The sequence below is a fragment of the Marinobacter confluentis genome, from assembly GCF_004785685.1.
In the GTDB taxonomy this organism is placed as follows: Bacteria; Pseudomonadota; Gammaproteobacteria; order Pseudomonadales; family Oleiphilaceae; genus Marinobacter; species Marinobacter confluentis.
Genome location: NZ_SRPF01000002.1, coordinates 1012144 through 1034356 on the forward strand (window position 1 = coordinate 1012144; position 22213 = coordinate 1034356).

A 22213-nucleotide genomic window follows, 5' to 3' on the forward strand; every position below is an offset into this window, starting at 1 on the left:
CGAACCTCACATAACCGACTAAACTGCCTCACTTATAGCGACTTTGCTGACAGGACCCCGGCATGCCCCAGAGCAGCTTGCAGACACACTGCCCAAAATGCGACACCCGTTTCCGGGTGACGGATGCCCAGCTGAGCGTAGCCGGTGGCAAGGTCCGGTGCGGCAACTGCATGTCCGTGTTCAATGCCATTGAGCACAAGATTGACGAGTCTGCCCCGCCTTCACCTGACAAATCGCAGCCCTCTTCAACCTCGGGGGCACCCCCCGATGAACCAACAAGTACCGAAGACGACCTGTTATTCGCCGACAACCCGGAAGAAGATGCTGCCGAAAGCAACTATACGGGCACGCGCCTGACCTTTTCTGATGACGAGCTCAGTGACAGCTTCCGTTCGATCAATCAACCGGGCAAGGGCACCGGATACCCCTCTGAAGATGAAGAGGAATTGTCGGATTCCATCGATGAAAGCTGGGCCGAAGCCATGCTTTCTGACGACGAATCCAGGCGTACCCCGGCGGCACGACCAGAACAGGAACCCAGGCCTGAACCTGAGCCGACCACCCAACCTGGATCTGAACGTGAATCTGAGCCTGAGTTCCGCTCGGAGCCATCGCCCGCCCCGCAGATGGATGAACCGGATGAGCCCCCGCGCTCCCGGGAGAATAAACCTCTGGCGCTGGCGGAGGACGAATACGAGGGCTTCTTTGTTGATGAGCCAGAGCCCTCCGTCTATGGCTACGAAAGCCCCAAAGAGACGCCCTACCATGATCTCCGACGCGAGCCGGTTGCGGTCTCCGGCGGTGGCGGCGGGCGATTGAGGGGGTTTCTGTGGTTTGTGGTCATTCTTGCCCTGCTTGGTGGGCTGGTGTCGCAGGTGGTCTGGTTCCAGTTTGATCGGCTGTCAGCCATCCCCCAGTTACGCCCGCTTTATGTTCAGGGCTGCGAAATATTCGGCTGCGAACTCAAGCCCCTGGTCGACGTTCAGTCCATTCAGAGCCGGAAGCTGATTGTAAAAACCAACCCCGAAAACCGCAGCCAGCTGGTGGTAGACGCGGTGATCATCAACCGGGCTTCATTTGAACAGCCGTTCCCGGCGATCGCGCTGACCTTTTCGAACCTCAACAACGATGTGGTTGCCCAGAGTGTTTTCACGCCGGAAGAATACCTGGCCGGCGATGGGCAGAATCTGGAATCCATGCCACCAGACACCCCGGTGCGTATTCTGATCAACATCCGCGATCCCGGCAAAGACGCCGTGAATTACAACATCGTATTCCGCGCCAACACGCCCTGACCTGGAAACCTGTCCCATTCGGAGCAGGTTCCGGGATCCCGCCGGGCCATCGGGCAGGCCAAAAGTCAACCAGAAAGAACGAAAAATAATCAATTTTTTCAGGCACTGGCCCCTTCAATACCATCCGGAGCAGCGGTATCATTAGCGCCCTTCGGATCGGTAATCGGTTATTTATTGAGCAATCGTTCCGTTTCGGTTTCGCCAAATCCGCACTGACACGGACTGAGATCATGCTGCCAACGGCAACCATCGGGCCGTACACATTGCCTAATTCGCTGATTGTCGCCCCCATGGCAGGGGTGACGGATCGTCCCTTCCGCCTGCTGTGTCGGCGTATGGGCGCGGGGCTTGCGGTGTCAGAGATGGTGATTGCAGACAGCAGAATGTGGAATACCCGGAAATCGCAGACCCGCCTGAACCACCAGGGCGAACCCGAGCCACGCTCAGTGCAGATTGCCGGCGGCGACCCCGACATGCTGGCGAACGCTGCCCGGTTGAATGCGGAGTCCGGCGCCCAGATTATTGACATCAACATGGGCTGCCCCGCCAAGAAGGTGTGCAACAAGGCGGCAGGGTCCGCGTTGATGAAAGACGAAAAACTGGTACGGGAGATTCTGGAAGCGGTGGTGGCCGCCGTGGATATCCCGGTCACCCTGAAAATGCGCACCGGCTGGGACCGAGATAACCGCAATGCCCCGCTGATCGCGCGCATGGCGGAAGATGCCGGCATTCAGGCCCTGGCCGTTCATGGCAGAACCCGGGCGGATGCCTACAAGGGTGAAGCGGAATACGACACCATCGCGGCGGTGAAAGAACAGGTCAGCGTCCCGGTGTTTGCCAACGGCGACATCACCAGTGCCGAGAAGGCCAGGGATGTACTCCGGCACACCGGCGCTGACGGCCTGCTGATCGGCCGCGGCGCCCAGGGCAGACCCTGGATTTTCCGGGAGATACTGCACTTCCTGGAGACCGGCAGGCACCTGGCACAGCCGCCGCTGGATGAGGTAGAAACGGTGCTCAGCGAGCACCTGGACGAACTGCACAGTTTCTATGGCATGCCCATGGGCGTGCGCATCGCAAGAAAGCATGTGGGCTGGTACCTGCAGTCCCACGACGAAAACAAACAGTTCCGAAAGCGCTTTAACGCCATTGATGATCCGTTAGAGCAGAAGGAAAGCATCCAACAATATTTTGCAAGCTTACGAAATGGAGAGGTATTCGCAGCATGACCGCTGACACTTTGGCAAAAGAAAACACCACACAATCCGCCAACGATGATGTTCATCAGTTGCAGACGGTGAACCACAGCGGCAACGCCGTTACACTGCGCGACAGCGTTGAAGTTGCCCTGAAAAACTATTTTGCCCAACTCGACGGCGCCCCGGTGACGGAAGTGTATCAGCTGGTGCTGTCTGAAGTTGAAGCACCTCTGCTGGAGCAGGTGATGAAGTACACCCGCAACAACCAGACCCGCGCATCCACCATGCTGGGGCTGAATCGCGGAACGCTGCGCAAGAAACTCAAACAGTACGATTTGCTATAATCCAGCAACCCCATTTGTTAAGGAGGGCCTCCCGGACACCATTCGCGAGGCCTTCATTCGTTCATATCCGGCAGAAAAGTGACCCATGGCAAATCAGGCTAATACTCCCGTTCGTCGCGCCTTGATCAGCGTATCCGACAAAACCGGCATTGTAGAATTCGGCCGTTCGCTGACCCAGCGTGGCATTGAGCTTCTTTCTACCGGCGGCACCTTTCGGCTGCTGAAAGAAAACCAGGTACCCGTAACGGAAGTCAGTGACTACACCGGCTTTCCGGAAATGATGGACGGCCGCGTCAAAACCCTGCACCCGAAAATTCACGGCGGCATTCTGGGCCGCCGGGGCACAGATGATGCGGTGATGGCAGAACACCAGATCCAGCCCATCGACATGGTGGTGGTGAACCTCTACCCCTTCGAGGAAACCGTGGCGAAGCCGGACTGCGACCTGGCCACGGCCATTGAAAACATCGATATCGGCGGCCCGACCATGGTCCGCGCCGCGGCCAAAAACCACAACGATGTCGCGATTGTGGTGAACGCCTCGGATTACAGCCGCGTGCTGAAAGAGCTGGAGGCGAACGATGGCGAACTGACCCACGCCACCCGGTTCGACCTGGCGGTGAAAGCCTTTGAACACACCGCCGGTTACGACGGCGCCATCGCCAACTACCTGGGCGGTCGCACGGCTGATAACGACAACCCGGATTTTCCCCGTACCTTCAACAGCCAGTATGTAAAAGTGCAGGACATGCGCTACGGCGAGAACCCGCACCAGCGCGCTGCCTTCTACAAGGAGCGCCATCCGCGGGAAGCCTGTGTTGCCACCGCTACTCAGCTGCAGGGCAAAGAGCTGTCCTACAACAACGTGGCAGACACCGACGCGGCACTGGAGTGCGTCAAGCCCTTCGCCGACCCGGCCTGCGTTATCGTCAAACACGCTAACCCCTGCGGCGTCGCCATCGGCACCGATATCGCCCAGGCCTATGACCTGGCCTTCGCCACCGACCCCACATCGGCCTTCGGTGGCATTATTGCCTTTAACCGGGAGCTGGACGCAGCCACGGCCAAAGCCATCATCGACCGCCAGTTCGTGGAAGTCATCATCGCCCCGACCATCTCGCCGGAAGCGGTAGAACTGGTCGCCGCCAAAAAGAACGTTCGGCTGCTGGCCTGCGGCGAGTTTGATGGCGAGCGCGCGAAATCCCTGGACTACAAACGGGTTACCGGTGGCCTGCTGGTTCAGGACCGGGACCTGGGCATGGTGGCGATGGAAGACGTTAAGATGGTCACCGAACGCCAACCGTCCGAGCAGGAACTGAACGACCTGTTGTTCGCCTGGGAAGTAGCCAAGTACGTGAAATCCAACGCCATCGTATACGCCCGCGCCGGCCGCACCATTGGCGTTGGCGCCGGGCAGATGAGCCGGGTTTACAGCGCGAAGATTGCCGGCATCAAAGCCGCGGACGAGAATCTGGAAGTGAAAGGCTCAGTGATGGCCTCTGATGCATTCTTCCCCTTCCGGGATGGCATTGACGCTGCCGCGGCAGCAGGCATTACCGCGGTGATTCAGCCCGGCGGCTCGATGCGTGATCAGGAAGTGATTGACGCCGCCAACGAGCACGGCATTGCCATGGTCTTCACCGGCATGCGGCATTTCAGGCATTGAGGCGTAATCCGACAACCAGGAATCAACTATGAACATTCTTGTTATAGGCTCCGGCGGCCGCGAACATGCCCTGGCGTGGAAGGCAGCCCAGTCACCCAAAGCCGACCGCGTCTTTGTTGCCCCCGGCAACGCAGGTACCGCCCGCGAGCCCAATCTGCAGAACGTCAATATCGAAGTCGGTGACCTCAAAGGGCTCGCCGACTTTGCCGCTGCCAATAACGTCGGCCTGACCATCGTCGGCCCGGAAGCCCCGCTGGTTGAGGGCATCGTCGACCTGTTTGAGGAACGCGGCCTGAGAGTCTTCGGCCCCAGCGCAGGCGCCGCCCAACTGGAAGGATCCAAGGCCTTCACCAAGGACTTTCTGGATCGCCAGAAAATCCCCACGGCTGCCTACGCAAACTTCACCGACGTGGATGAAGCCCTGGCTTACGTTCGCCAGCAGGGCGCACCAATCGTCATCAAGGCCGACGGCCTGGCGGCGGGTAAAGGCGTAATCGTCGCCATGACCCTGGCCGAAGCCGAGGACGCGGTTCGCGACATGCTGGCAGGCAATGCCTTCGGCGAGGCGGGCAGCCGGGTTGTCGTAGAAGAGTTCCTCGACGGCGAAGAAGCCAGCTTCATCGTGATGGTGGACGGCGAAAACGTTCTCGCCATGGCCACCTCACAGGATCACAAGCGCGTCGGCAATGGCGACACCGGCCCCAACACGGGTGGCATGGGCGCCTATTCACCGGCCCCGGTGGTCACTCCGGATGTTCACAAACGCATCATGGACGAAGTGATCTACCCCACAGTGAAAGGCATGGCCGCCGAGGGACATCCCTACAAGGGCTTCCTGTACGCCGGCCTGATGATTGATGGTGAGGGCAACCCCAAAGTCATCGAGTTCAACTGCCGCTTTGGCGACCCCGAAACCCAGCCCATCATGTTGCGCATGAAATCGGACCTGGTGGAGCTCTGCGACGCTGCTATTGATGGCAGACTTGGCGACTGCGATTCCCAGTGGGACGATCGCGCCTCTGTGGGCATTGTGCTGGCAGCGGGCGGCTACCCCGGCAGCTACGGTAAGGGCGACGAAATCTCCGGGCTGCCGCAAACCGACACTGACGGCGAAAAAGTATTCCACGCTGGTACCCGCCTGAATGGCGACAAGGTTGTCACCAACGGCGGCCGTGTTCTCTGCGCCACGGCACTGGGCAATACCGTTACCGAAGCTCAGCAACGGGCTTACGAACTGGCAAAAGGCATTCACTGGAATGGTGTTTTCTGCCGGTCAGACATCGGCTTCCGGGCTATTGCACGAGAAAAGAGCTGATTTGCCCCTGCCTTGAGTCTCAAGCCCGGCAATGCCGGGCTTTTTTGTGCCTACCGGAAACCCCGCCTTGCAATCAATCACAGTTGCGGATGATTATTTTTACTTGTTGTTAATGATTATCATTTGTATAGTGCTCCCCCGAAACTGACCACGCTGTAACAGGAGAGTAATATGCCAACGCAATTTTCCCGCAACCTGCTTGCCCTGGCGATCATGTCCGCCCCCGCGGCAGCCATGGCCCAGCAGCAGAGCCTGAACGAACTGGTGATCATCGGTGATGAAGCGTCGGCTTCCGCCCTGCCCGGTTCAGCTCATGTTGTCTCCAACGAGGATATGGAGACCATGAAGTACACGGACGTGCACCAGGTTGCTCGCCAGGTACCCGGCGTCTACTTCCAGGAAGAAGACGGCTATGGATTGCGCCCCAATATCGGCATTCGCGGCTCCGGCAGCGGCCGCAGCAGCAAGGTAACGCTGATGGAAGATGGCGTGCTGATGGCACCGGCGCCCTACGCTGCCCCGGCGGCCTATTACTTTCCATCATTTGGCCGCATTAACAGCGTGGAAGTACTGAAAGGTCCGGATCTGTTGCGCTACGGTCCGCAGACCGTTGGCGGTGCTATCAACTTCCGGTCCACCCCCATTCCCCGGGAAGCGGCCGGTAATGTCACCACGGAGATCGGCGAGGACAGCAGTAAGCGGCTACATACCTGGTACGGCGCCAGCAGCGAACAGGCGGGCTTTCTGATCGAGGCACACCAGCAGGAAAGCGATGGTTTTAAAAACATTCAGGGCTCTGACCGGGAGACCGGCTTCGACAAACAGGACTTCGTGGCCAAATTGCGTCTCAACTCGCCCTCCAGCGCCGACGTATACCACCAGCTTAATCTGAAAGTGGACTACAGCGAAGAGCTCAGCAACGAGACCTACCTTGGCTTGACCGACGAGGACTTCGCCAAGGATCCCAACCAGCGCTACTTTGCCTCCGAGCGTGACAACATGGACACCCAGCGCACCGGTTACATGGCCCGTCACCTGGTAGACCTGAACGACAATCTGACCCTCACCACCACGGCTTACCGCAATGAATTCGCGCGGAACTGGTACAAGGCCGCCGGCCTTGGCGGCCTGATTGACGACGCGAACAACGGCGACGCTACCGCCCAGGCGCAGCTCCGCGGTGAAGCGGATGTTGAATTTGATATCAAGAACAACAACCGCGAATACGTGTCACAGGGCCTGGACTTCAAAGCGGACTGGAATACCGAGCTTGCCGGCATGAGCCATGACCTCACCTTCGGAACCCGCCTGCACGAAGATGAAGTGGATCGCTTCCAGCCTATTGATACCTACGAGCAGGTTGTAACGAATGGTCGTCCTACCCTGGAGTTCCAGTCTTCAACCCTGACTACCGGTATCGGCTCTGGCGACAACCGTGTTGAAGAGGCGGATGCCTGGAGCAGCTTTATCGCCGACCGGATCGCTGTTAACGACCGTCTCACCGTGACCACACTGTTGCGCTACGAGGACATCGAAACCAGGGCAACCCGTTACTCTGACCAGGCCCGCACCACGGTCGATCGCACCGTCAGCAACGACACCGCCGAGTGGCTGCCCGGGGTAGGCGCCACCTACGAACTGGACGGTGGCATCACCCTGCTTGGTGGCGTGCATCGTGGCCTGGCGCCGGCGGGCCCCGGCAGCGAAGACAACGTGGAGCCTGAAATCAGCGTCAACTACGAGCTGGGCGCGCGCTTCAGCCGCGGCGCGACCCGCGCCGAGCTGATCGGTTTCTACAGTGACTACTCCAACACCGTGGAGAACTGCTCGGTTGCCACGCCCTGCTCGGACCAGAACAATTCCACGTCCGGCTCCTTCAGCAAGGGGGAATCGCGGGTTCAGGGTATCGAAGCCCTGATCGGTCATGAATTCGCTCTGGCCAATGGTGTGAGCGCACCGGTGCAAGCAAACTGGACCTACACTGACGGCGAAGTTACCGAAACCGCGGATGACGGCAGCGTCCTTAAGGGAGATAACCTGACTTACCTGCCAGAAAACGTTTTCAACCTGCGCGCAGGCCTGCGTGGCGGCGACCAATGGGACGTTTACGCCAATGTCGGCTTCGTCGACAGCATGTGCATCGACAACACCTGCGAACGTGGCGGTGACAATACCTTCAGCGAGACCGAGTCTCTGACCGTGGTGGACCTGTCAGGCAGCTATGCCCTGACCTCCAATGCACGGATGTTTGCCAAGGTGGCCAATGTTTTCGACAACCAGAAAATTGTGGCGCGCTCCCCGGACGGTGCCCGGCCAAACCTCCCTCGCACGGGTTACGTGGGTGTAAGCGTCGATTTCTGATACCCCAGAGGACAAACCTTGCCTTCGGGCAAATTAACTCAGCAATCCTTCGACCCGGTCCTTGACCGGGTCTTTTTTTGGGGTAGTGTTAGCGCTTTCGCAAACAGACGTTTGAATTCCTTCCTTACGGAGTCGACTGAATGATGACCAGGCCCCCACTGTCCGTGTTCACACTGCTGGCCTGCGCGTTGCTGCTCAGCGCCTGTTCACGCCAGAGCATTTATGAAACCGCCATAGGCTGGGAACGCTCCAGTGCCGGGCTGGAAGCATCTACCATTGAGGTTGGTAACCTGAACATCGCCTACCTGCAGAATAAAGAGACCGTCCAGGGCGACACCATCGTGATGATCCACGGTTTCGGCGCCAACAAGGACAACTGGACCCGCCTGGCCCGTCAACTGAGCGACAACTTCAACATCTACGCCATTGACCTGCCGGGCCACGGCGAGAGCAGCAAACCCCTGGATATCGGCTATCACTTTGATGAACAGACCCACCGCCTGAAGCAGATCCTGGATAAACTGGACCTGGGCCGTTTCCACATGATGGGCAATTCCATGGGCGGTGCCATCACGGCGCTTTACGCCGCTTACTATCCGGAAGCTATCCACTCGGCCGTCCTGTTCGACCCGGCTGGAATCTGGGCCTACGAATCAGATCTGGCTGACCAGGTGGTGGCGGGTAAGAATCCGCTGATCCCCACGGAAGAAGGCGACTTCGAACGCCTGGTGGATTTTGCTCTGGAGAAAAAGCCCTTCGTACCCTGGCCGATCTATAGCGTTATGGAAGAGAAAGCCATCGCGAACCGCGAAGTGAACACGGTTATTTTCAATGACATCCGCGACAGCACCATGGCTTCAAAATTCAGTGAAGACATTACCGCAATCGGGGCTCCTGTGCTGATCATCTGGGGTCAGGAAGACCGCATCACCGATCCCCGCAATGCCGAGATATTTGTTCAGCAAATCCCCGATGCCCGCAAAGTTCTTCTTGACGGCATTGGGCACGCCCCGATGATCGAGGCGCCGGAAAGATCCGCGAGCCTGTTCCGTGAGTTTCTGGCCGAAACACGGTAGCCTTGGCGGAGTCTGTTGGGCAACCGTGAACTAACCGCATGCCAGAAGCTATATGGATATCCTTCGCATTCGGCCTTGGCCTTCTGGTCAAGACCGTAGGCCTGCCGCCGCTGGTAGGTTACCTGGCCGCTGGTTTTGTGCTCAGTGGCATCTCCGCCGTCACTGAGGTCACCATTGAGGCCACCGACGTACTGGCGCACATCGCCCATCTGGGTGTGTTGTTGCTGCTGTTTACGGTTGGCCTGAAGCTCAAACTGCGCTCGATCATCAGCCCCGAGGTCATCGGTGGCAGCCTGCTTCACTTCGGGATCACCTGTGCCATATTCACCCCCGGTCTCTATCTGCTGATGGACCTGGAGTGGCAAACCGCCTTCCTTCTGGCCATTGCCCTATCCTTTTCCAGCACCGTGCTGGCCGCCAAGGTTCTGGAAACCAAACGCGAGCTTCGCGCCTTTCATGGCCGGGTCGCTATTGGCATTCTGATCATGCAGGACCTCATTGCCCTGGTGGTAATGAGCCTGGCAGCCGGCGAGGCGCCGTCAAAGTGGGCATTGGTGGTGTTCGGGCTGCCACTTCTGCGCCCGCTGCTCTACCGGCTTCTGGATGCAAGCGGCCACGATGAACTGTTGGTGCTTCTGGGACTGTTGCTGGCTCTGGTACTGGGCGGGCTTGGCTTCGAGGCAGTCGGGCTCAGCTCTGAACTGGGCGCCCTGGTTTTTGGTGCCATGCTGGCGAATCACCCCCGCTCGCAGGAACTGGCCAAATCCCTCTGGAGCGTGAAAGAAGTGTTTCTGGTGGGCTTCTTTCTGCAGATCGGTATTGGCGGCTTGCCCGACAGTGAAGCGCTGATATTTGCAGTGGTTGCCACTCTGGTACTGCCACTGAAAGGCCTGCTGTTTTTCTTCCTGTTGCTGCTGTTCCGGTTGCGGGCCCGCAGCGGCTTCCTCAGCTCCCTGTCGCTGACCAATTACAGCGAATTCGGCCTGATTGTCGCCAGCGTTGCCCTGCCGGAATGGCTGGTACCCCTGGCGATCACGGTTTCACTGTCGTTCGTGATTTCGGCGCCGCTGAATCGATATTCTCATGCGCTTTATGAGCGCCTTGGCAGCTCGCTCGAGCGCTTCGAAAGCCGCACCCGCCATCCTGACGAACAACCGGTCTCGCTGGGCAACACTCGCGTATTGGTCATGGGCATGGGTCGAACCGGGGCGGCGGCCTATGACTGGCTCAGCGAAAACGAACGGGACCTGATGGGCCTGGACTCAGACCCGGCAAAAATACAGCAGCATCAGGAGGCAGGCCGTAACGTGGTGTTTGCCGATGCCGAAGATAATACTTTCTGGCAGGGACTTCATATGCCGGCCCTGGAAGCGGTTGTACTCGCCATGGGTGATATCGAAGGCAAACTGATTGCGGCGCGTATGCTCAGGCACAAAGGGTTTACCGGCTACATTGTCGCGCACACCATGTACACCGACGAAGCCCGCAAAATCTGCGAAGCCGGCGCTGACGAAGCCTACCTCACCATGAGCGAAACCGGCGTAGCCCTGGCAAGCCACCTGATGGATCATCGGCCTGCCATGCCCTCGCAAACCGCAGGCAATACCTGATGTACCAACCCGGCCATGCCAGTGAACACACCATGACCCAGATGACCTCCCTGCACGAGGAACGTCTGGATTTTGTGTTCCGGACCCTCAGGGATACCGGCGCCCGGAAAGTTCTGGATCTAGGTTGCGGCTCCGGTTCCCTGCTCTACCGGCTGCTGGCCGACAGCCAGTTTGATCAGGTTACGGGGCTGGAAGACTCGGGCGTGTCGCTGCGGCAGGCGCGCTCGGTTCTGGCGGACTTTCTGGGCCAGAACCCGCCCCGAATCCAGCTGATCCGGGGATCCTATGCAGAGCGCAATACCGCCCTGACCGGATACGAGGCCGCTGCCATGGTCGAAACCATCGAGCACGTTCGCCCCGAGCAGCTTTCAAAAGTGGAACTGGCGGTGTTCGGCCAGTACCGGCCCGGATGCCTGTTCATGACCACACCGAATCGCGAATACAACCCACTGTTTGATCTGGCGCCCGGCGAGTTTCGCGAGGAAGACCACAAGTTCGAATGGGACCGGGTCAAGTTCCAGCGCTGGGCGCGAGGCGTCGCGGACCGCAACGGTTACGACGTTCGCTTCGGTGGCATCGGGGACTTTGTCCCTGACGTAGGCCACCCCACCCAGACCGCGTTCTTTACCCGCCGGAACTGATCAGCGGGATTTTGCGCTATCGAACCCGGCGCCAGGCGCTCAGTTCGGCAATGGTGTGCTGGAACTTGCGGCGTGTTTCCCGGATTACGAACGGTACATCCTCGGGCGCCTGGATTTCCTCGAAGTGGTCGGTAAGCACTTCACGCATGCCGTCCAGAACAGTACGTGGCTGGCCGTTGTGCTCGAAGCCACCAATCCAGTTGGCGCGGGGCGTGAAATCCTCCAGCAGGGTATAGGGGGAGCTGATGACCAGCGTGCCGTTCTCCGACAGGCGATTGTGGATGTCCATCAGGAAAGCCGCAGGGTCCTGCAGGCGGTCAATCAGGTTACCCGCAAAGATCAGGTCGTAATTCCGATGGTCTTCTGACAGGTTGCAGGCGTCGCCGGTGGCAAAGGACACTTTCTCCGCGGCCCTGGCCAGGTCCATATTTTCCAGTTCTACCGTGACCCGTTTGCCAAGCTCGCCCTCATCACGGCGGAAGAAATCAATGGCGCCGTCTTTCTGCAGGGTGGCAGCCGCCCCGACAAACCGGGACGACAGATCAACCCCCACCACCTGGTCAAACACGCGGCCCAGCTCGAAGGCCGTGCGACCCACGGCGCAACCAAGATCCAGGGCCTTCAGTTTGTCGCGACCGGCCATCAGTTCCTGGCAGATCCGGGCGCACCGGGCCGGATAGTTACCAACGCCAAAGTGACTCTCACCGAAATGGAAATCCAGATACTGGCTCAGCAGCTCATCAGTCTCATACACGTTCATCGCGTGTCCTTATTTGGGTTCTGTCAGTTTAGGGCGCACAGGTGCGGAACCCGGTGTAGACGTCATTGCGCTGCGCGAGGTAGGCCTGCCGGTAGGTGCCCCGGATCAGGTTCGGCGACGTCGCACAGCCCCCACCCCTGGTCACCTTGTGGTCGCCGAACTGCAGGGTCGACATGAATGGATAGACATCGATTTTAAAGCCGTCATAGGGGAAGAACTGACTGCTAGTCCACTCCCAGACGCTGCCCATCATCTGGCGACAACCAAAAGGACTGTCACCGGCCGGGTAATCCCAGACCGGATTCTGCGCCATATTGCGGCCGCCCAGATCCGCCAGCTCAGGGCTGGGAGGTTCATTGCCCCAGGGGAAACGGCGGAACGGCTGGCCCGGGCGATTTGCCAGGGCAGCGACCTCCCATTCATATTCAGTGGGCAACCGCCGACCCGCCCAGTTGCACCAGGCTTCGGCTTCCCAGTAGGTAATATGAACCACCGGGGCATCCGGATTCACCGGCTGCCATCGGTCAAAAACTCGTTCCTGCCACTGGCCATCCTGCCTGCGCCAGTAAAGAGGGTGTTGCGGCGCCTGCACCAGGGGCTCTGATTCCCCCTGGGCCAGGGTGACGTCGACCGCGGTCTGCAGCCATTTGCGGCCGCCGAACGACCAGAGCCCCGGACGCTCATAACCACCGTCGTCCACGAACGCCATGAATTCACGGTTGCTCACCGGCAGCTTCGAGATCTCGAAGGCAGGCAGCTCGATTTCAAAGTGCGGCTTTTCATTGTCAAACGCGAAATCTTCATCGGCATAGGCATCGGATTCGCCTGGCATCCCAATCAGCCAGCGCCCGGCAGGAATCTTAGCATCGACTGGCTCACCGTCATTCAGGGGCGCACCCGGGGCGATTCGCTCGGGCTGGAAATCGGGTACTGCGGGATAGCCCACCGTCTGCCGACACCAGATAATCGACTCGATGTGCATGTTCTGGTGGAAAATGGAGTAGCGATAGAGGTAAAGCTCCTCGTCGGTCAGAGGCCTGTTCCGGATTCGCTCGGCAACCCGCTCGTAGATGGTGTCAAAGTAAGCCAGGGTGGCTTCCCGGCCCGGGAACAGGTCTCGACGCCAGCGGTCTGTGTGCTCGATGTGGAACGAATCCCAGAGGTCATCCATGGCCGGATCATAACTGGGGGTGCCATCAAGAAGGCTGAACACGAACACTTCGTAGAAAAACGCCGCATGCCCCATTTCCCACAGGGGCGGGTTCACGCCCGGATGATAGGGCACATCCAGCTGATCTTCAGGCAGAGTCGTAATCAGGGCACGCGTTCGCTGGCGCGCCGTTTCAAGCTCAGCTAGCAGGGTTGCTTTATCCACGCGCTGCATTCTCTCCAGATGAAACGTCTAGGGTTCTACGATAACAAACTACGGTTCAGATGAATGCCACATCACAACAGGTGCAGATGAAATCAGGGTGGCCGATCAATGATATGCTGTCTGCTTACCCGGTGACATCCAGACCCATACATAGTTTCGAACAGCATCAAGGTGATCATCCATGGCGACCCGTCCTGAACCCCGCGCCTCACGCCCCGTCAGTGCATCAGCCATCGAGCAGCATGTCTATAAAGTATTCCCGAACGACATGAACTCCCATCACACGGTGTTTGGCGGCATGATCATGTCCAAATGTGACCGACTGGCCCTGGTAGTGGCAGAACGCCACTCCGGGCATGTGTGCGTGACCGCTGCGGTGGATTCCATCCATTTCCGGGCACCGGCCAAGGGCAACGATACCCTGCTATTCAGCCTGTCGCTGAACCGCAGCTGGGGTTCATCCATGGAAATCGGTGCGCGGGTGGAAGCAGAGAACAGCTACACCGGTGAAAGCCGCCACATTCTGTCTGCCTTTTTTACCTTTGTAGCACTGGACGAGAACGATGAACCGGTCGACGTTCCCGCGGCTGAACCACAAACAGAAGAGCAGAAACGACGTTTTAAAAATGCAGAAATACGGCGCGAGGGTCGGCTAGAAACACGGAAAAGATTGAACGAAAGGATGGAATGAATTTGGGACAAGCCAATCCGCTATTCGGAAACAAAGCACGCTGAGGTCGCATAGCGGACATTCGGACGCGAGTCACAAAGGTCCGATTTGAGGCTAGGATACATTGTGTATATCGAGAAAGGTCCAATTCGAGGAACTCCTGCGTGGGGTTAGGATCATTCACTGGTTATCCAATCACTCGAAAAGTGGCCGAAAAAAACTACGCTCGTAACTGTGAATACATCGCGTTTCTTCCGCATATTGGAAGGCTGCAATGCAGTCAGGATCGTTGAAAGAGTCTTTCCTATATTGCTCGTACTCAGCAAAGCTCGGGAAAGTGAACAGGGCCAGCGCAACGTCGTTTGCGCCTTCTGAGGGTAAAAAATAACCGTGGTGTTGGCCGCCAAGTTTATCGACCAATGATATCCAAAGTCTCGAGTAATGTTCGAATTCCTTGAGTTTGTATGGATCAATCAGGTAGCGCAAATAACAGGTAACCAATGTCATTCTCCTCTTTTGGTCGTAATGACCTGCTCCCATCAGAGTGTCTCAAGATTCTCAATGACCTCGACCTAACAAGTTAATGAAGCTTATTCAGAAGCAACGCATTCAATACTCGCAGTCAATTACGCGACGGACTTACAGTGAGGATGATCGATTGAGGGATTCCGCTAGTATCTGAAGGTTCCTTCAGATCAATGATTTGAATCCCACAAGCGCGAAAGAGTGCCCACCAACTTTCGAGTGTCCGCATAAAAAGCGGCGGTGAGGCTCCAAAAGCTCCCGGCAGGCCTGCCCAAGTGCCTCTTCGCCATCCGGTCGAGTAATAGCTTTCTTTTAAAAAATGCGCAGGATGGAGCGTTTGGATGACGCACACGCCTCCTGGTTTGAGTAGAAAAGGCAAAGAGGCAATAAAGTCTGAAACCGGCTTATCGCCAAACAAGGAAAAGTTGCAGACCACTAGTTCAAAATCGCCTAATTGAAGAGCGGCGAGCGAGCCCTGATTAGCGTTGTAGAACCTTCCCTTTCGAAACTTCTTAGCATGCTCGATGAGTGCGGCACTGCTATCTACGCCAATGGCGTCGTGACCGCGGTTTGCCAGCATTTCTACAAGCCAGCCCTCTCCAGAGCCGACATCGAGAAATTTAAGCTGAGAGGCTAGGTATGGCTCCAAGACCGCGAGCAGCGCTTCACGAGTTACCGAACCGGGCGCCCGTATCTCTCCGCTGGAAACTGCATCAATCCAACTCGCCGCGTTCGATTCCCAAGCGGTTAAAACCTGGTTCTCAAAGCCCGAAGTCATACTGCCGCTCGACCTTTGCTATTCGAATCGTATAAGACTCGTACCACTGCTCCTTGCCAAGCCGTTGCGCCTCCCTGTGTTCTATTTGGTTCTTCCATTGTTGAATTGAGGCTAAGTCTCTCCAATATGAAACCGTGATTCCCACCTCCTCTCGAGCGGAATCAACACCAATAAAACCAGGCTGTTGTGCCGCAAGTTCCATCATGCGATCGGCCATTGGGGCGTAACCAGTGTCGTCCTGGGCCTTGATGGAAGAAAAGATAACGGCAAAGTAAGGCACTTCGCACAGGCGAGTTAGCAAAGTCATTCATGTTCTCCGGACGACAAGCATTTCATTCGCACCACGCTGAAAGCAGTAGCCTACCTGGACGATGTCGCACTGGTAGCCAGCCTCATAGAGTCGCCTGAGGGATGGATTGAGGAAACGAGACGGCCGACCAGCCTGATTTACAAGCGGATAAACTCTTGCCTCGTCGGAAACGCGACACATATCAAGCAGCGAACTAATGTGAAATTCAAAATTTAAGTTTTCCTCGTACAGGAACAATAAGTGCGAACAAAGTGCCAAGTCATAGAAACCTGAATCGGGTAATCGCGGCAGAGCACCCTCCAGGTAACGCCCTTCACGGATGCCGTTCTCATAATCTTCTAAAAAGATCGACATTGAAGAGGTGCGGCAAGTAACCAGAGCACCGACATCAGAGAAGTCATTCCACAAATAGTTGTCTACGTGTTTATTCAACTCTGCGCGCATGACGGGCGTGATTTCATCAATTCGACGCGCGATCTCTTTGCCAGAGAACTTGTAAATTGGGTCAATTGAAACAACCTGTCCTCCCTTCGCAGAGAGTTCGGCGTTGAAACTTGCGGGACCATCTCCGACGCCAAGGATCCTTCCTTTGAGGTCCTTGGGCGTGAGATCAAACATTTGCCGATATTCGGCAAGGTTACGCCCCCACGGCACAACTGATGAGAGATGCATTCGTTTCCTCCAAAGTCCACTCCCGGATTGTGGCCAAAAGCCGGACGTCGCTAAAGGTACAGAGGCATCGATTACTAGGATGACAGATAAATCAATTCGGCTCACAAGCATCGGTCTGAGTGTGAGGGCTCTCTTCAATGCGGTCAGCCAGATACCTGATGGAATCTTTGACCTGAGCAGTTACTGGATTGGAGCCAGAAACTCTCAAACACCTAGCCGCACTCTTAGAAATAGAGAACATACTCCCAGGCGCAAAATAAATGCGATGGCGCAACGCTTGTTCGTAGATTTCCTCCATATTGACGGTATATGGGAGGGTCACCCAAAACACGTAACCTCCATCTGGCACCGTACAGTGGGTACCCTCAGGAAAATGCCTGAGTACAAGGTCCCGAAGAGTATTTACGTTCCGTTGGTAGATCTTCCTCATCTTTCTCAGGTGTAGGTCATAGGTGCCGCAGTCAAGAAAATCTGCGACAGCAATTTGCGTAATTGCCGGGCACGACAAATTTAGAAAGTACTTCTGATTAGCAATTGAATGGTAATGGCGGCCAGGGTGAATCCATCCGGCCCTTAGGCCTGGCGAAATGGTCTTAGAAAAAGAGCTGCAATAAATCACAGATCCGTCTGTATCTAGGGCTTTTAGTGGAGTTGGCCGAGATTTGCCGTGGAAGATGTCCCCATAAACATCATCCTCAATTATGGCGACGTCTGACTTTTTGCAAATGTCTATCAGGCTTTGTTTGTCCTCATCGGAGAGAGAGTATCCCGTGGGGTTGCTACAGTTCGCAGAGACACAAAGTGCTTTGATCTCAAAATTACGCGTGGCAAATTCAAGTGTGTCGAGACTGATCGGGCCATGAGGGAAACAGGGAATCTCGACAACCTGGAGTTCAAGCATTTTAAGGGCATGCAAGATCCCCGGGTAAGATGGGGACGCAATAGCAACTGTATCCCCTTTGTTGGTCAGGGCCGCCAGAGCAATCATGACGGCTTCTTGGGCACCATTGGTCGCAATAATGTCTGAACCGGTTGAGTTGACACCTATATTCGACATTCTGCGGGCGATTGCTGAGAGATAGGCAGGGGTTCCGGGAAACCAGTAATTGAGCGTCTCTGAAGTTCGCCTTGCAGCCCTCAGAAGTGACTTTTGTATTTGTCGATTAGGCAAATATTCATCTGCGGGAATGGCAGATCCAAGAGGAACTGCATGGTTCTGGTTCAGTGTCGCGAGGTCTCTAATAAATATATTGTCAGCGAGATTTTTGGGAACTGGCTCATATTCGCGGTGTCGTTCTACATCTTTGAGCACACGCGAAGATGCAAAATAACCAACGCGATCTTTAGCTTCGATGATTCCCTGGCTCTCAAGCAACCTGAGAGCAGCCGTGATTGTAGTAATGCTGACGCCATATGTGAGCGCCAAATCACGAATGCTTGGAATCTTGCCGCCCAGTCGGTATTCCGAATCTATGACCAGCTTCTTAATTTTTTCGGCAATTGCCTGATACTTCCTGTTCATTCCTGAATCCAGTAACTCTCCATTGCCTAAAGCTATCACGCCACTGATTCGTGGAACTACAGGACTTTTCTCCCCTCAACAGCACAGATCTCGCTCATCTAATCAGCACAGACCCGAAAATAGCACTCGTGTCCGTTTCATTCGTCCATGAGCTGACTACGTTGCTGCCCAATCAGTTTCATTAATGTTGGGAGGTCAGCAACGTAGGGGGTAGCATCATGAAATTGGACGTATTAATAAGGGCGTACAGAAAATATCGCTATCGGAACTGGATAAAATCTACGCTTGCGCAGAAAAATGGAAGAGCTCACCTGCAACGTTTGGAGGATGACATTGGTGTTGATCGAGGTTACTTCGCAAACGAGGCGAAAGGGAGTTTTTTGACAGATATCGTCGATTCGGTCTCAGTTAGGCGTCAGCGGAGACAAATCCGGCATAGCTCCGCTCAATCAGATAAACACTGCTAACTATCTGCCAATGTGGCTATTCGGCTTGGTCGCAAAGCGAACATTCAAGCGGCTGGAGCAATACTCTCCCCCCGCTGTATTAAGCCTCTTTTTTAGGAATGTTCGCAGCGACAGGGCAGAACCCGGGGCTTGTCGAATAGAGGAGGTGTGTCAGGGTTAATTTGATACCCATACAGAAATCTAGCGTACCAAACCACCATGTTAATAAACTCATCAGTTCCATGATGAAGACTGTGATGGAGAATATGACAGCACAACATCGCGTCGCTTGGCGGTCCTTCCCGACAGGCCCCGTGACAGCAGCGTATAAACGCATGGTGGATGCGGGGGAGGTGCGACGAGATGACGCGCAGGTCGCTTTGGCGGCAAAATTCGATGCCCTGCACGGTTCTCTTACCTCGCTCCCACCAGTACCAGTACGCAGCGACGAACCGACAGAGGGCAGCTTTAAAAACAGCAGTCCACTGTTACGGTTACTGGCGCGATCCTTGGCACACGCTCAGTCTTTTCTTCGAAAGAAGTTCCATTTGTGGTCTTTTGGTCCACCACCGCGAGGCATATACATTCATGGACCGGTCGGGGTCGGCAAGAGCTTTCTAATGGATCTCTTTTACGCGTCGGTTTCTGTTCCTGATGATAATTCTTGCTGTACTAATGACAGCCACAAACACATAAACATAACCAAACGCCGCGCCCACTTTCACGAATTCATGCTAGACGTCCATCATCGAATCTTTGTCTACAAACAGGAACACCCACAAGGTGATGCAATCCCCGTCATCGCGCAACAATTGGCACAAGAAGCCCAACTCCTCTGTTTCGATGAATTTCAAGTGACAGACGTTGCCGATGCCATGATTTTGAAGCGACTGTTTTTATTATTATTGGATTTGAATGTGGTGGTAGTGGCTACCTCGAATCGCTCTCCCGATGCCTTGTATGAGGGAGGCATTAACCGCTCCCTCTTTTTGCCATTCATCGACATGCTAAAACACACATTCGACATTTTTTCCATGGGGGATTCCGGCAAGGATTATCGACTTGAAAATCGAGCGGATGGTCAATCCTATTTTTGGTCAAACAGTGATATTCATGGCGATAATAATACTAACAACAACATACAGGCGCAGTTGGAAGAAATATTTGGTAGCACTGCATCCGGAACTGAGGCCGAGATCATTCCCGTCCTCTTTGGTCGCACCGTCCAGGTGACCCGATTGAATGACCGGTGCGCCTGGTTTGACTTTTCCGAGTTGTGCTACCAACCGCTCGGGGCGGCCGATTATATTTCTCTCTGCCGCCGATTTCCGGTCATCATCATGGAGCGCGTCCCCCAACTGGACGCCAATCACCTCAACGAAGCACGACGATTCGTGACCCTCATTGACGCGTGTTATGAATCTCGCACCCGCTTGGTGCTGGCGGCACAAGTCCCGCTCGACGAGTTGTTTGTTGATTTTGAAGCGCAAGTCGAAAGCAGCGACAGAGATGAAGAATTGATAGTCAATGAAAAGGGAGGAAACTCAAGTTCCTTTGCGACCACCATGATTCGCACCAAAGAGGGAGAATATTATGAGTGGTCGGCGACGGGTCGAATTGGCGTGTCACTGGCACAACTATCGTCCGCCAATGATCTCGCCTTTTCCTTTCGACGAGCCGCGTCTCGGTTGGTTGAAATGGGAGGAAATGAATGGGGACGGCAATTTTGAAGGCCAAGATCACCCTCAGCAACCAAGTCGATCATGAGTTTCTGAGGTCTGAAAATGACGGCGATCAGAAAGGCGTTCCAGGGAAAATCGCGCTAAAAGGGCCACTTTCCAGTGTAGGCTCGCAGCCAGTCCACGGCGTTATAAACATCAAAGCTCAGACGCAAAAAAGCCCCGCAGGGTTCAACCGGCGGGGCTTTTTGTGGGCGACTCCCGGCGAACCGGGAGCGACAACTTCTTTCTAAACGTCGTTCAAGACTGGGTCTTAGAACTGGTTCATAGTGTTGTCTTTACCACCAGCCTTCAGGGCTGCATCACCTGCGAAGAACTCTTTGTGGTCATCGCCGATGTTGGAACCGGCCATGTCCTGGTGCTTCACGGTTGCGATACCCTGACGGATTTCCTTGCGCTGTACACCAGCAACGTAAGCCAGCATGCCTTCTTCACCGAAGTAGCCTTTGGCCAGGTTGTCGGTAGACAGGGCCGCCGTGTGGTAAGTCGGCAGAGTGATCAGGTGGTGGAAGATACCTGCTTCACGGGCACCGTCACGCTGGAAGTTGGCCGTCCACTGGTCAGCCAGCTTGCCAAGATCAGTGTCGTCGTACTTGGCGTTCATCAGGTCGGCGCGCTCGTAAGCAGATACGTCCTTGCCTTCTTCTTTCCAGGCATCGAACACCTGCTGGCGGAAGTTCAGGGTCCAGTTGAACGACGGGCTGTTGTTGTAAACCAGTTTGGCGTCGGGAACCACTTCCTTGATGCGGTTAACCATGGCAGCGATCTGGCCAACGTGGGGCTTCTCGGTTTCGATCCACAGCAGGTCAGCGCCGTTCTGCAGGCTGGTGATACAGTCCAGAACTACACGGTCTTCGCCAGTGCCCGGCTTGAACTGGAACAGGCCGGAAGCCAGACGCTTCGGACGAACCAGCTTGCCGTTCTGCTTGATCACAACGTCGCCGTTGTTGATGTCTTCAGCCTTCTCGATCACTTCGCCATCGATGAAGCTGTTGTACTGGTCACCCAGATCGCCCGGCTCGTTGGTTACGGCGATCTTCTGGGTCAGGCCAGCGCCCAGGGAGTCGGTACGGGCAACGATGACACCATCGTCAACGCCCAGCTCAAGGAACGCCAGACGAACAGCGTTGATCTTGGACAGGAAGTCGGCGTGGGGAACGGTCACTTTGCCGTCCTGGTGGCCGCACTGCTTCTCATCAGAGACCTGGTTTTCGATCTGGATGCAGCAGGCACCGGCTTCGATCATCTGCTTGGCCAGCAGGTAGGTCGCTTCGGCGTTACCGAAACCAGCGTCGATGTCGGCAATGATCGGCACAACGTGAGTTTCGTGGTTGTCGATCTGCTTGATCAGCTGGTCAGCCTTGGCGTTGTCGCCGGCTTTCTGGGCTTCTTCCAGAGCACGGAACAGATGGTTCAGTTCCCATGCGTCGGCCTGGCGAAGGAAGGTGTACAGTTCTTCGATCAGACCGGAAACGGCAGTCTTCTCGTGCATGGACTGGTCAGGCAGCGGGCCGAACTCGGAGCGCAGGGCGGCAACCATCCAGCCAGACAGGTAGAGGTAACGACGCTTGGTGGAACCAAAGTGCTTCTTGATGGACAGCATTTTCTGCTGGCCAATGAAGCCGTGCCAGCAACCCAGGGACTGGGTGTACTGGGAAGTGTCCTTGTCGTAGTTAGCCATGTCTTCGCGCATGATCTTGGCGGTGTACTTGGCAATGTCCAGACCAGTCTTGAATTTGTTCTGGGCGCGCATGCGGGCCGCGTGCTCAGGCTTGATGGCGTTCCAGGTGGGGTTCTGCTTCAGAATGGAAGCAATGGCGTCTACGTCGTTTGCGTATGGCATGATCTCAGTCCTGTTTTCTAAGGTTTGAGGTGCTCTTCAAGTGCTGCTTTAAAAGCGACTTCCGTG

19 protein-coding genes are annotated in these 22213 nt (G+C 56.0%); 11 read left to right on the forward strand and 8 right to left on the reverse strand.

Features of this window, described 5'->3' with window-relative positions; all coding sequences use genetic code 11:
• The first annotated feature begins 62 nt into the window (after positions 1-62).
• From E5Q11_RS10290 to E5Q11_RS10330, 9 genes are all read left to right on the forward strand, one after another.
• On the forward strand, positions 63-1295 hold the full coding sequence (locus tag E5Q11_RS10290; RefSeq protein ID WP_135803292.1) for a DUF3426 domain-containing protein: 1233 nt from the start codon (positions 63-65) through the stop codon (positions 1293-1295).
• 230 nt (positions 1296-1525) lie between these two features.
• Positions 1526-2524 carry a tRNA dihydrouridine synthase DusB gene (gene dusB / locus E5Q11_RS10295; RefSeq protein WP_135803293.1) on the forward strand — a complete coding sequence of 333 codons (999 nt, stop codon included), beginning with the start codon at positions 1526-1528 and terminating at the stop codon, positions 2522-2524.
• Positions 2521-2838, forward strand: coding sequence for a DNA-binding transcriptional regulator Fis (fis, locus tag E5Q11_RS10300; protein ID WP_135803294.1), 318 nt, complete (start codon positions 2521-2523; stop codon positions 2836-2838). Before dusB ends, fis begins: the two co-directional genes overlap by 4 nt.
• An 85-nt stretch (positions 2839-2923) precedes the next feature.
• The gene (gene purH, locus E5Q11_RS10305) at positions 2924-4504 is read left to right on the forward strand and encodes a bifunctional phosphoribosylaminoimidazolecarboxamide formyltransferase/IMP cyclohydrolase (protein WP_135803295.1); all 1581 of its coding nucleotides are present in this window, start codon (positions 2924-2926) and stop codon (positions 4502-4504) included.
• 28 nt (positions 4505-4532) lie between these two features.
• The gene (gene purD, locus E5Q11_RS10310; RefSeq protein ID WP_135803296.1) at positions 4533-5819 is read left to right on the forward strand and encodes a phosphoribosylamine--glycine ligase; all 1287 of its coding nucleotides are present in this window, start codon (positions 4533-4535) and stop codon (positions 5817-5819) included.
• 171 nt (positions 5820-5990) lie between these two features.
• Positions 5991-8180 (forward strand): TonB-dependent receptor family protein, encoded by a 2190-nt coding sequence (locus E5Q11_RS10315; RefSeq protein WP_135803297.1) that lies wholly within the window; start codon positions 5991-5993, stop codon positions 8178-8180.
• Positions 8181-8320: 140 nt separating this feature from the next.
• Entirely contained in the window at positions 8321-9256 is a 936-nt protein-coding gene (locus tag E5Q11_RS10320; RefSeq protein ID WP_135803298.1) for an alpha/beta fold hydrolase, read from the forward strand.
• Between the two features lie 38 nt (positions 9257-9294).
• A complete protein-coding gene (locus tag E5Q11_RS10325; RefSeq protein ID WP_135803299.1) occupies positions 9295-10866 on the forward strand; it encodes a cation:proton antiporter family protein in 1572 nt (523 codons plus the stop codon).
• Positions 10866-11507, forward strand: coding sequence for a methyltransferase domain-containing protein (locus E5Q11_RS10330; RefSeq protein ID WP_135803300.1), 642 nt, complete (start codon positions 10866-10868; stop codon positions 11505-11507). The genes E5Q11_RS10325 and E5Q11_RS10330 overlap by 1 nt, the downstream gene beginning before the upstream one ends.
• 16 nt (positions 11508-11523) lie before the next feature.
• Here the strand turns inward: E5Q11_RS10330 and E5Q11_RS10335 are convergent, their stop codons facing one another.
• Positions 11524-12267: a putative 4-mercaptohistidine N1-methyltransferase gene (locus E5Q11_RS10335; RefSeq protein ID WP_135803301.1), complete on the reverse strand. Its 744-nt coding sequence runs from the start codon at positions 12265-12267 to the stop codon at positions 11524-11526.
• Between the two features lie 28 nt (positions 12268-12295).
• Positions 12296-13642, reverse strand: coding sequence for a selenoneine synthase SenA (gene senA, locus E5Q11_RS10340; protein WP_135803302.1), 1347 nt, complete (start codon positions 13640-13642; stop codon positions 12296-12298).
• A gap of 181 nt (positions 13643-13823) precedes the next feature.
• Between senA and E5Q11_RS10345 the strand changes: the two genes are divergently transcribed.
• Complete coding sequence (locus tag E5Q11_RS10345; RefSeq protein WP_135803303.1) at positions 13824-14333, forward strand: acyl-CoA thioesterase; 510 nt, start codon at positions 13824-13826, stop codon at positions 14331-14333.
• Positions 14334-14507: 174 nt separating this feature from the next.
• Here E5Q11_RS10345 and E5Q11_RS10350 read toward each other — a convergent pair whose 3' ends face one another.
• From E5Q11_RS10350 to E5Q11_RS10370, 5 genes are all read right to left on the reverse strand, one after another.
• The gene (locus E5Q11_RS10350) at positions 14508-14813 is read right to left on the reverse strand and encodes an NIPSNAP family protein (protein WP_135803405.1); all 306 of its coding nucleotides are present in this window, start codon (positions 14811-14813) and stop codon (positions 14508-14510) included.
• A 121-nt stretch (positions 14814-14934) separates the two neighbouring features.
• Entirely contained in the window at positions 14935-15615 is a 681-nt protein-coding gene (locus tag E5Q11_RS10355; RefSeq protein WP_135803304.1) for a class I SAM-dependent methyltransferase, read from the reverse strand.
• Positions 15599-15922, reverse strand: a complete 324-nt coding sequence (locus E5Q11_RS10360) for an antibiotic biosynthesis monooxygenase family protein (protein ID WP_135803305.1) — start codon at positions 15920-15922, stop codon at positions 15599-15601. The genes E5Q11_RS10355 and E5Q11_RS10360 overlap by 17 nt, the downstream gene beginning before the upstream one ends.
• A complete protein-coding gene (locus tag E5Q11_RS10365) occupies positions 15923-16597 on the reverse strand; it encodes an SAM-dependent methyltransferase (protein WP_210426308.1) in 675 nt (224 codons plus the stop codon).
• 91 nt (positions 16598-16688) lie between these two features.
• Positions 16689-18119 carry an aminotransferase-like domain-containing protein gene (locus E5Q11_RS10370; protein ID WP_135803306.1) on the reverse strand — a complete coding sequence of 477 codons (1431 nt, stop codon included), beginning with the start codon at positions 18117-18119 and terminating at the stop codon, positions 16689-16691.
• Positions 18120-18822: 703 nt separating this feature from the next.
• Here E5Q11_RS10370 and zapE point away from each other — a divergent pair.
• Positions 18823-20295 (forward strand): cell division protein ZapE, encoded by a 1473-nt coding sequence (gene zapE, locus E5Q11_RS10375; RefSeq protein ID WP_228260632.1) that lies wholly within the window; start codon positions 18823-18825, stop codon positions 20293-20295.
• A 262-nt stretch (positions 20296-20557) separates the two neighbouring features.
• Here the strand turns inward: zapE and E5Q11_RS10380 are convergent, their stop codons facing one another.
• Positions 20558-22147 (reverse strand): isocitrate lyase, encoded by a 1590-nt coding sequence (locus tag E5Q11_RS10380; RefSeq protein WP_135803307.1) that lies wholly within the window; start codon positions 22145-22147, stop codon positions 20558-20560.
• Positions 22148-22213 lie beyond the last annotated feature (66 nt).

Coding starts and splice junctions, on each gene's coding strand:
- E5Q11_RS10320 (WP_135803298.1), top strand. CDS start 8,321: ATGATGACCAGGCCCCCACTGTCCGTGTTCACACTGCTGGCCTGCGCG.
- E5Q11_RS10325 (WP_135803299.1), top strand. CDS start 9,295: ATGCCAGAAGCTATATGGATATCCTTCGCATTCGGCCTTGGCCTTCTG.
- E5Q11_RS10345 (WP_135803303.1), top strand. CDS start 13,824: ATGGCGACCCGTCCTGAACCCCGCGCCTCACGCCCCGTCAGTGCATCA.
- E5Q11_RS10360 (WP_135803305.1), bottom strand. CDS start 15,922: ATGACTTTGCTAACTCGCCTGTGCGAAGTGCCTTACTTTGCCGTTATC.
- purD (WP_135803296.1), top strand. CDS start 4,533: ATGAACATTCTTGTTATAGGCTCCGGCGGCCGCGAACATGCCCTGGCG.
- purH (WP_135803295.1), top strand. CDS start 2,924: ATGGCAAATCAGGCTAATACTCCCGTTCGTCGCGCCTTGATCAGCGTA.
- E5Q11_RS10315 (WP_135803297.1), top strand. CDS start 5,991: ATGCCAACGCAATTTTCCCGCAACCTGCTTGCCCTGGCGATCATGTCC.
- E5Q11_RS10355 (WP_135803304.1), bottom strand. CDS start 15,615: ATGACTTCGGGCTTTGAGAACCAGGTTTTAACCGCTTGGGAATCGAAC.
- dusB (WP_135803293.1), top strand. CDS start 1,526: ATGCTGCCAACGGCAACCATCGGGCCGTACACATTGCCTAATTCGCTG.
- fis (WP_135803294.1), top strand. CDS start 2,521: ATGACCGCTGACACTTTGGCAAAAGAAAACACCACACAATCCGCCAAC.
- E5Q11_RS10370 (WP_135803306.1), bottom strand. CDS start 18,119: ATGAACAGGAAGTATCAGGCAATTGCCGAAAAAATTAAGAAGCTGGTC.
- E5Q11_RS10335 (WP_135803301.1), bottom strand. CDS start 12,267: ATGAACGTGTATGAGACTGATGAGCTGCTGAGCCAGTATCTGGATTTC.
- E5Q11_RS10290 (WP_135803292.1), top strand. CDS start 63: ATGCCCCAGAGCAGCTTGCAGACACACTGCCCAAAATGCGACACCCGT.
- E5Q11_RS10365 (WP_210426308.1), bottom strand. CDS start 16,597: ATGCATCTCTCATCAGTTGTGCCGTGGGGGCGTAACCTTGCCGAATAT.
- E5Q11_RS10380 (WP_135803307.1), bottom strand. CDS start 22,147: ATGCCATACGCAAACGACGTAGACGCCATTGCTTCCATTCTGAAGCAG.
- E5Q11_RS10330 (WP_135803300.1), top strand. CDS start 10,866: ATGTACCAACCCGGCCATGCCAGTGAACACACCATGACCCAGATGACC.
- zapE (WP_228260632.1), top strand. CDS start 18,823: ATGGAGAATATGACAGCACAACATCGCGTCGCTTGGCGGTCCTTCCCG.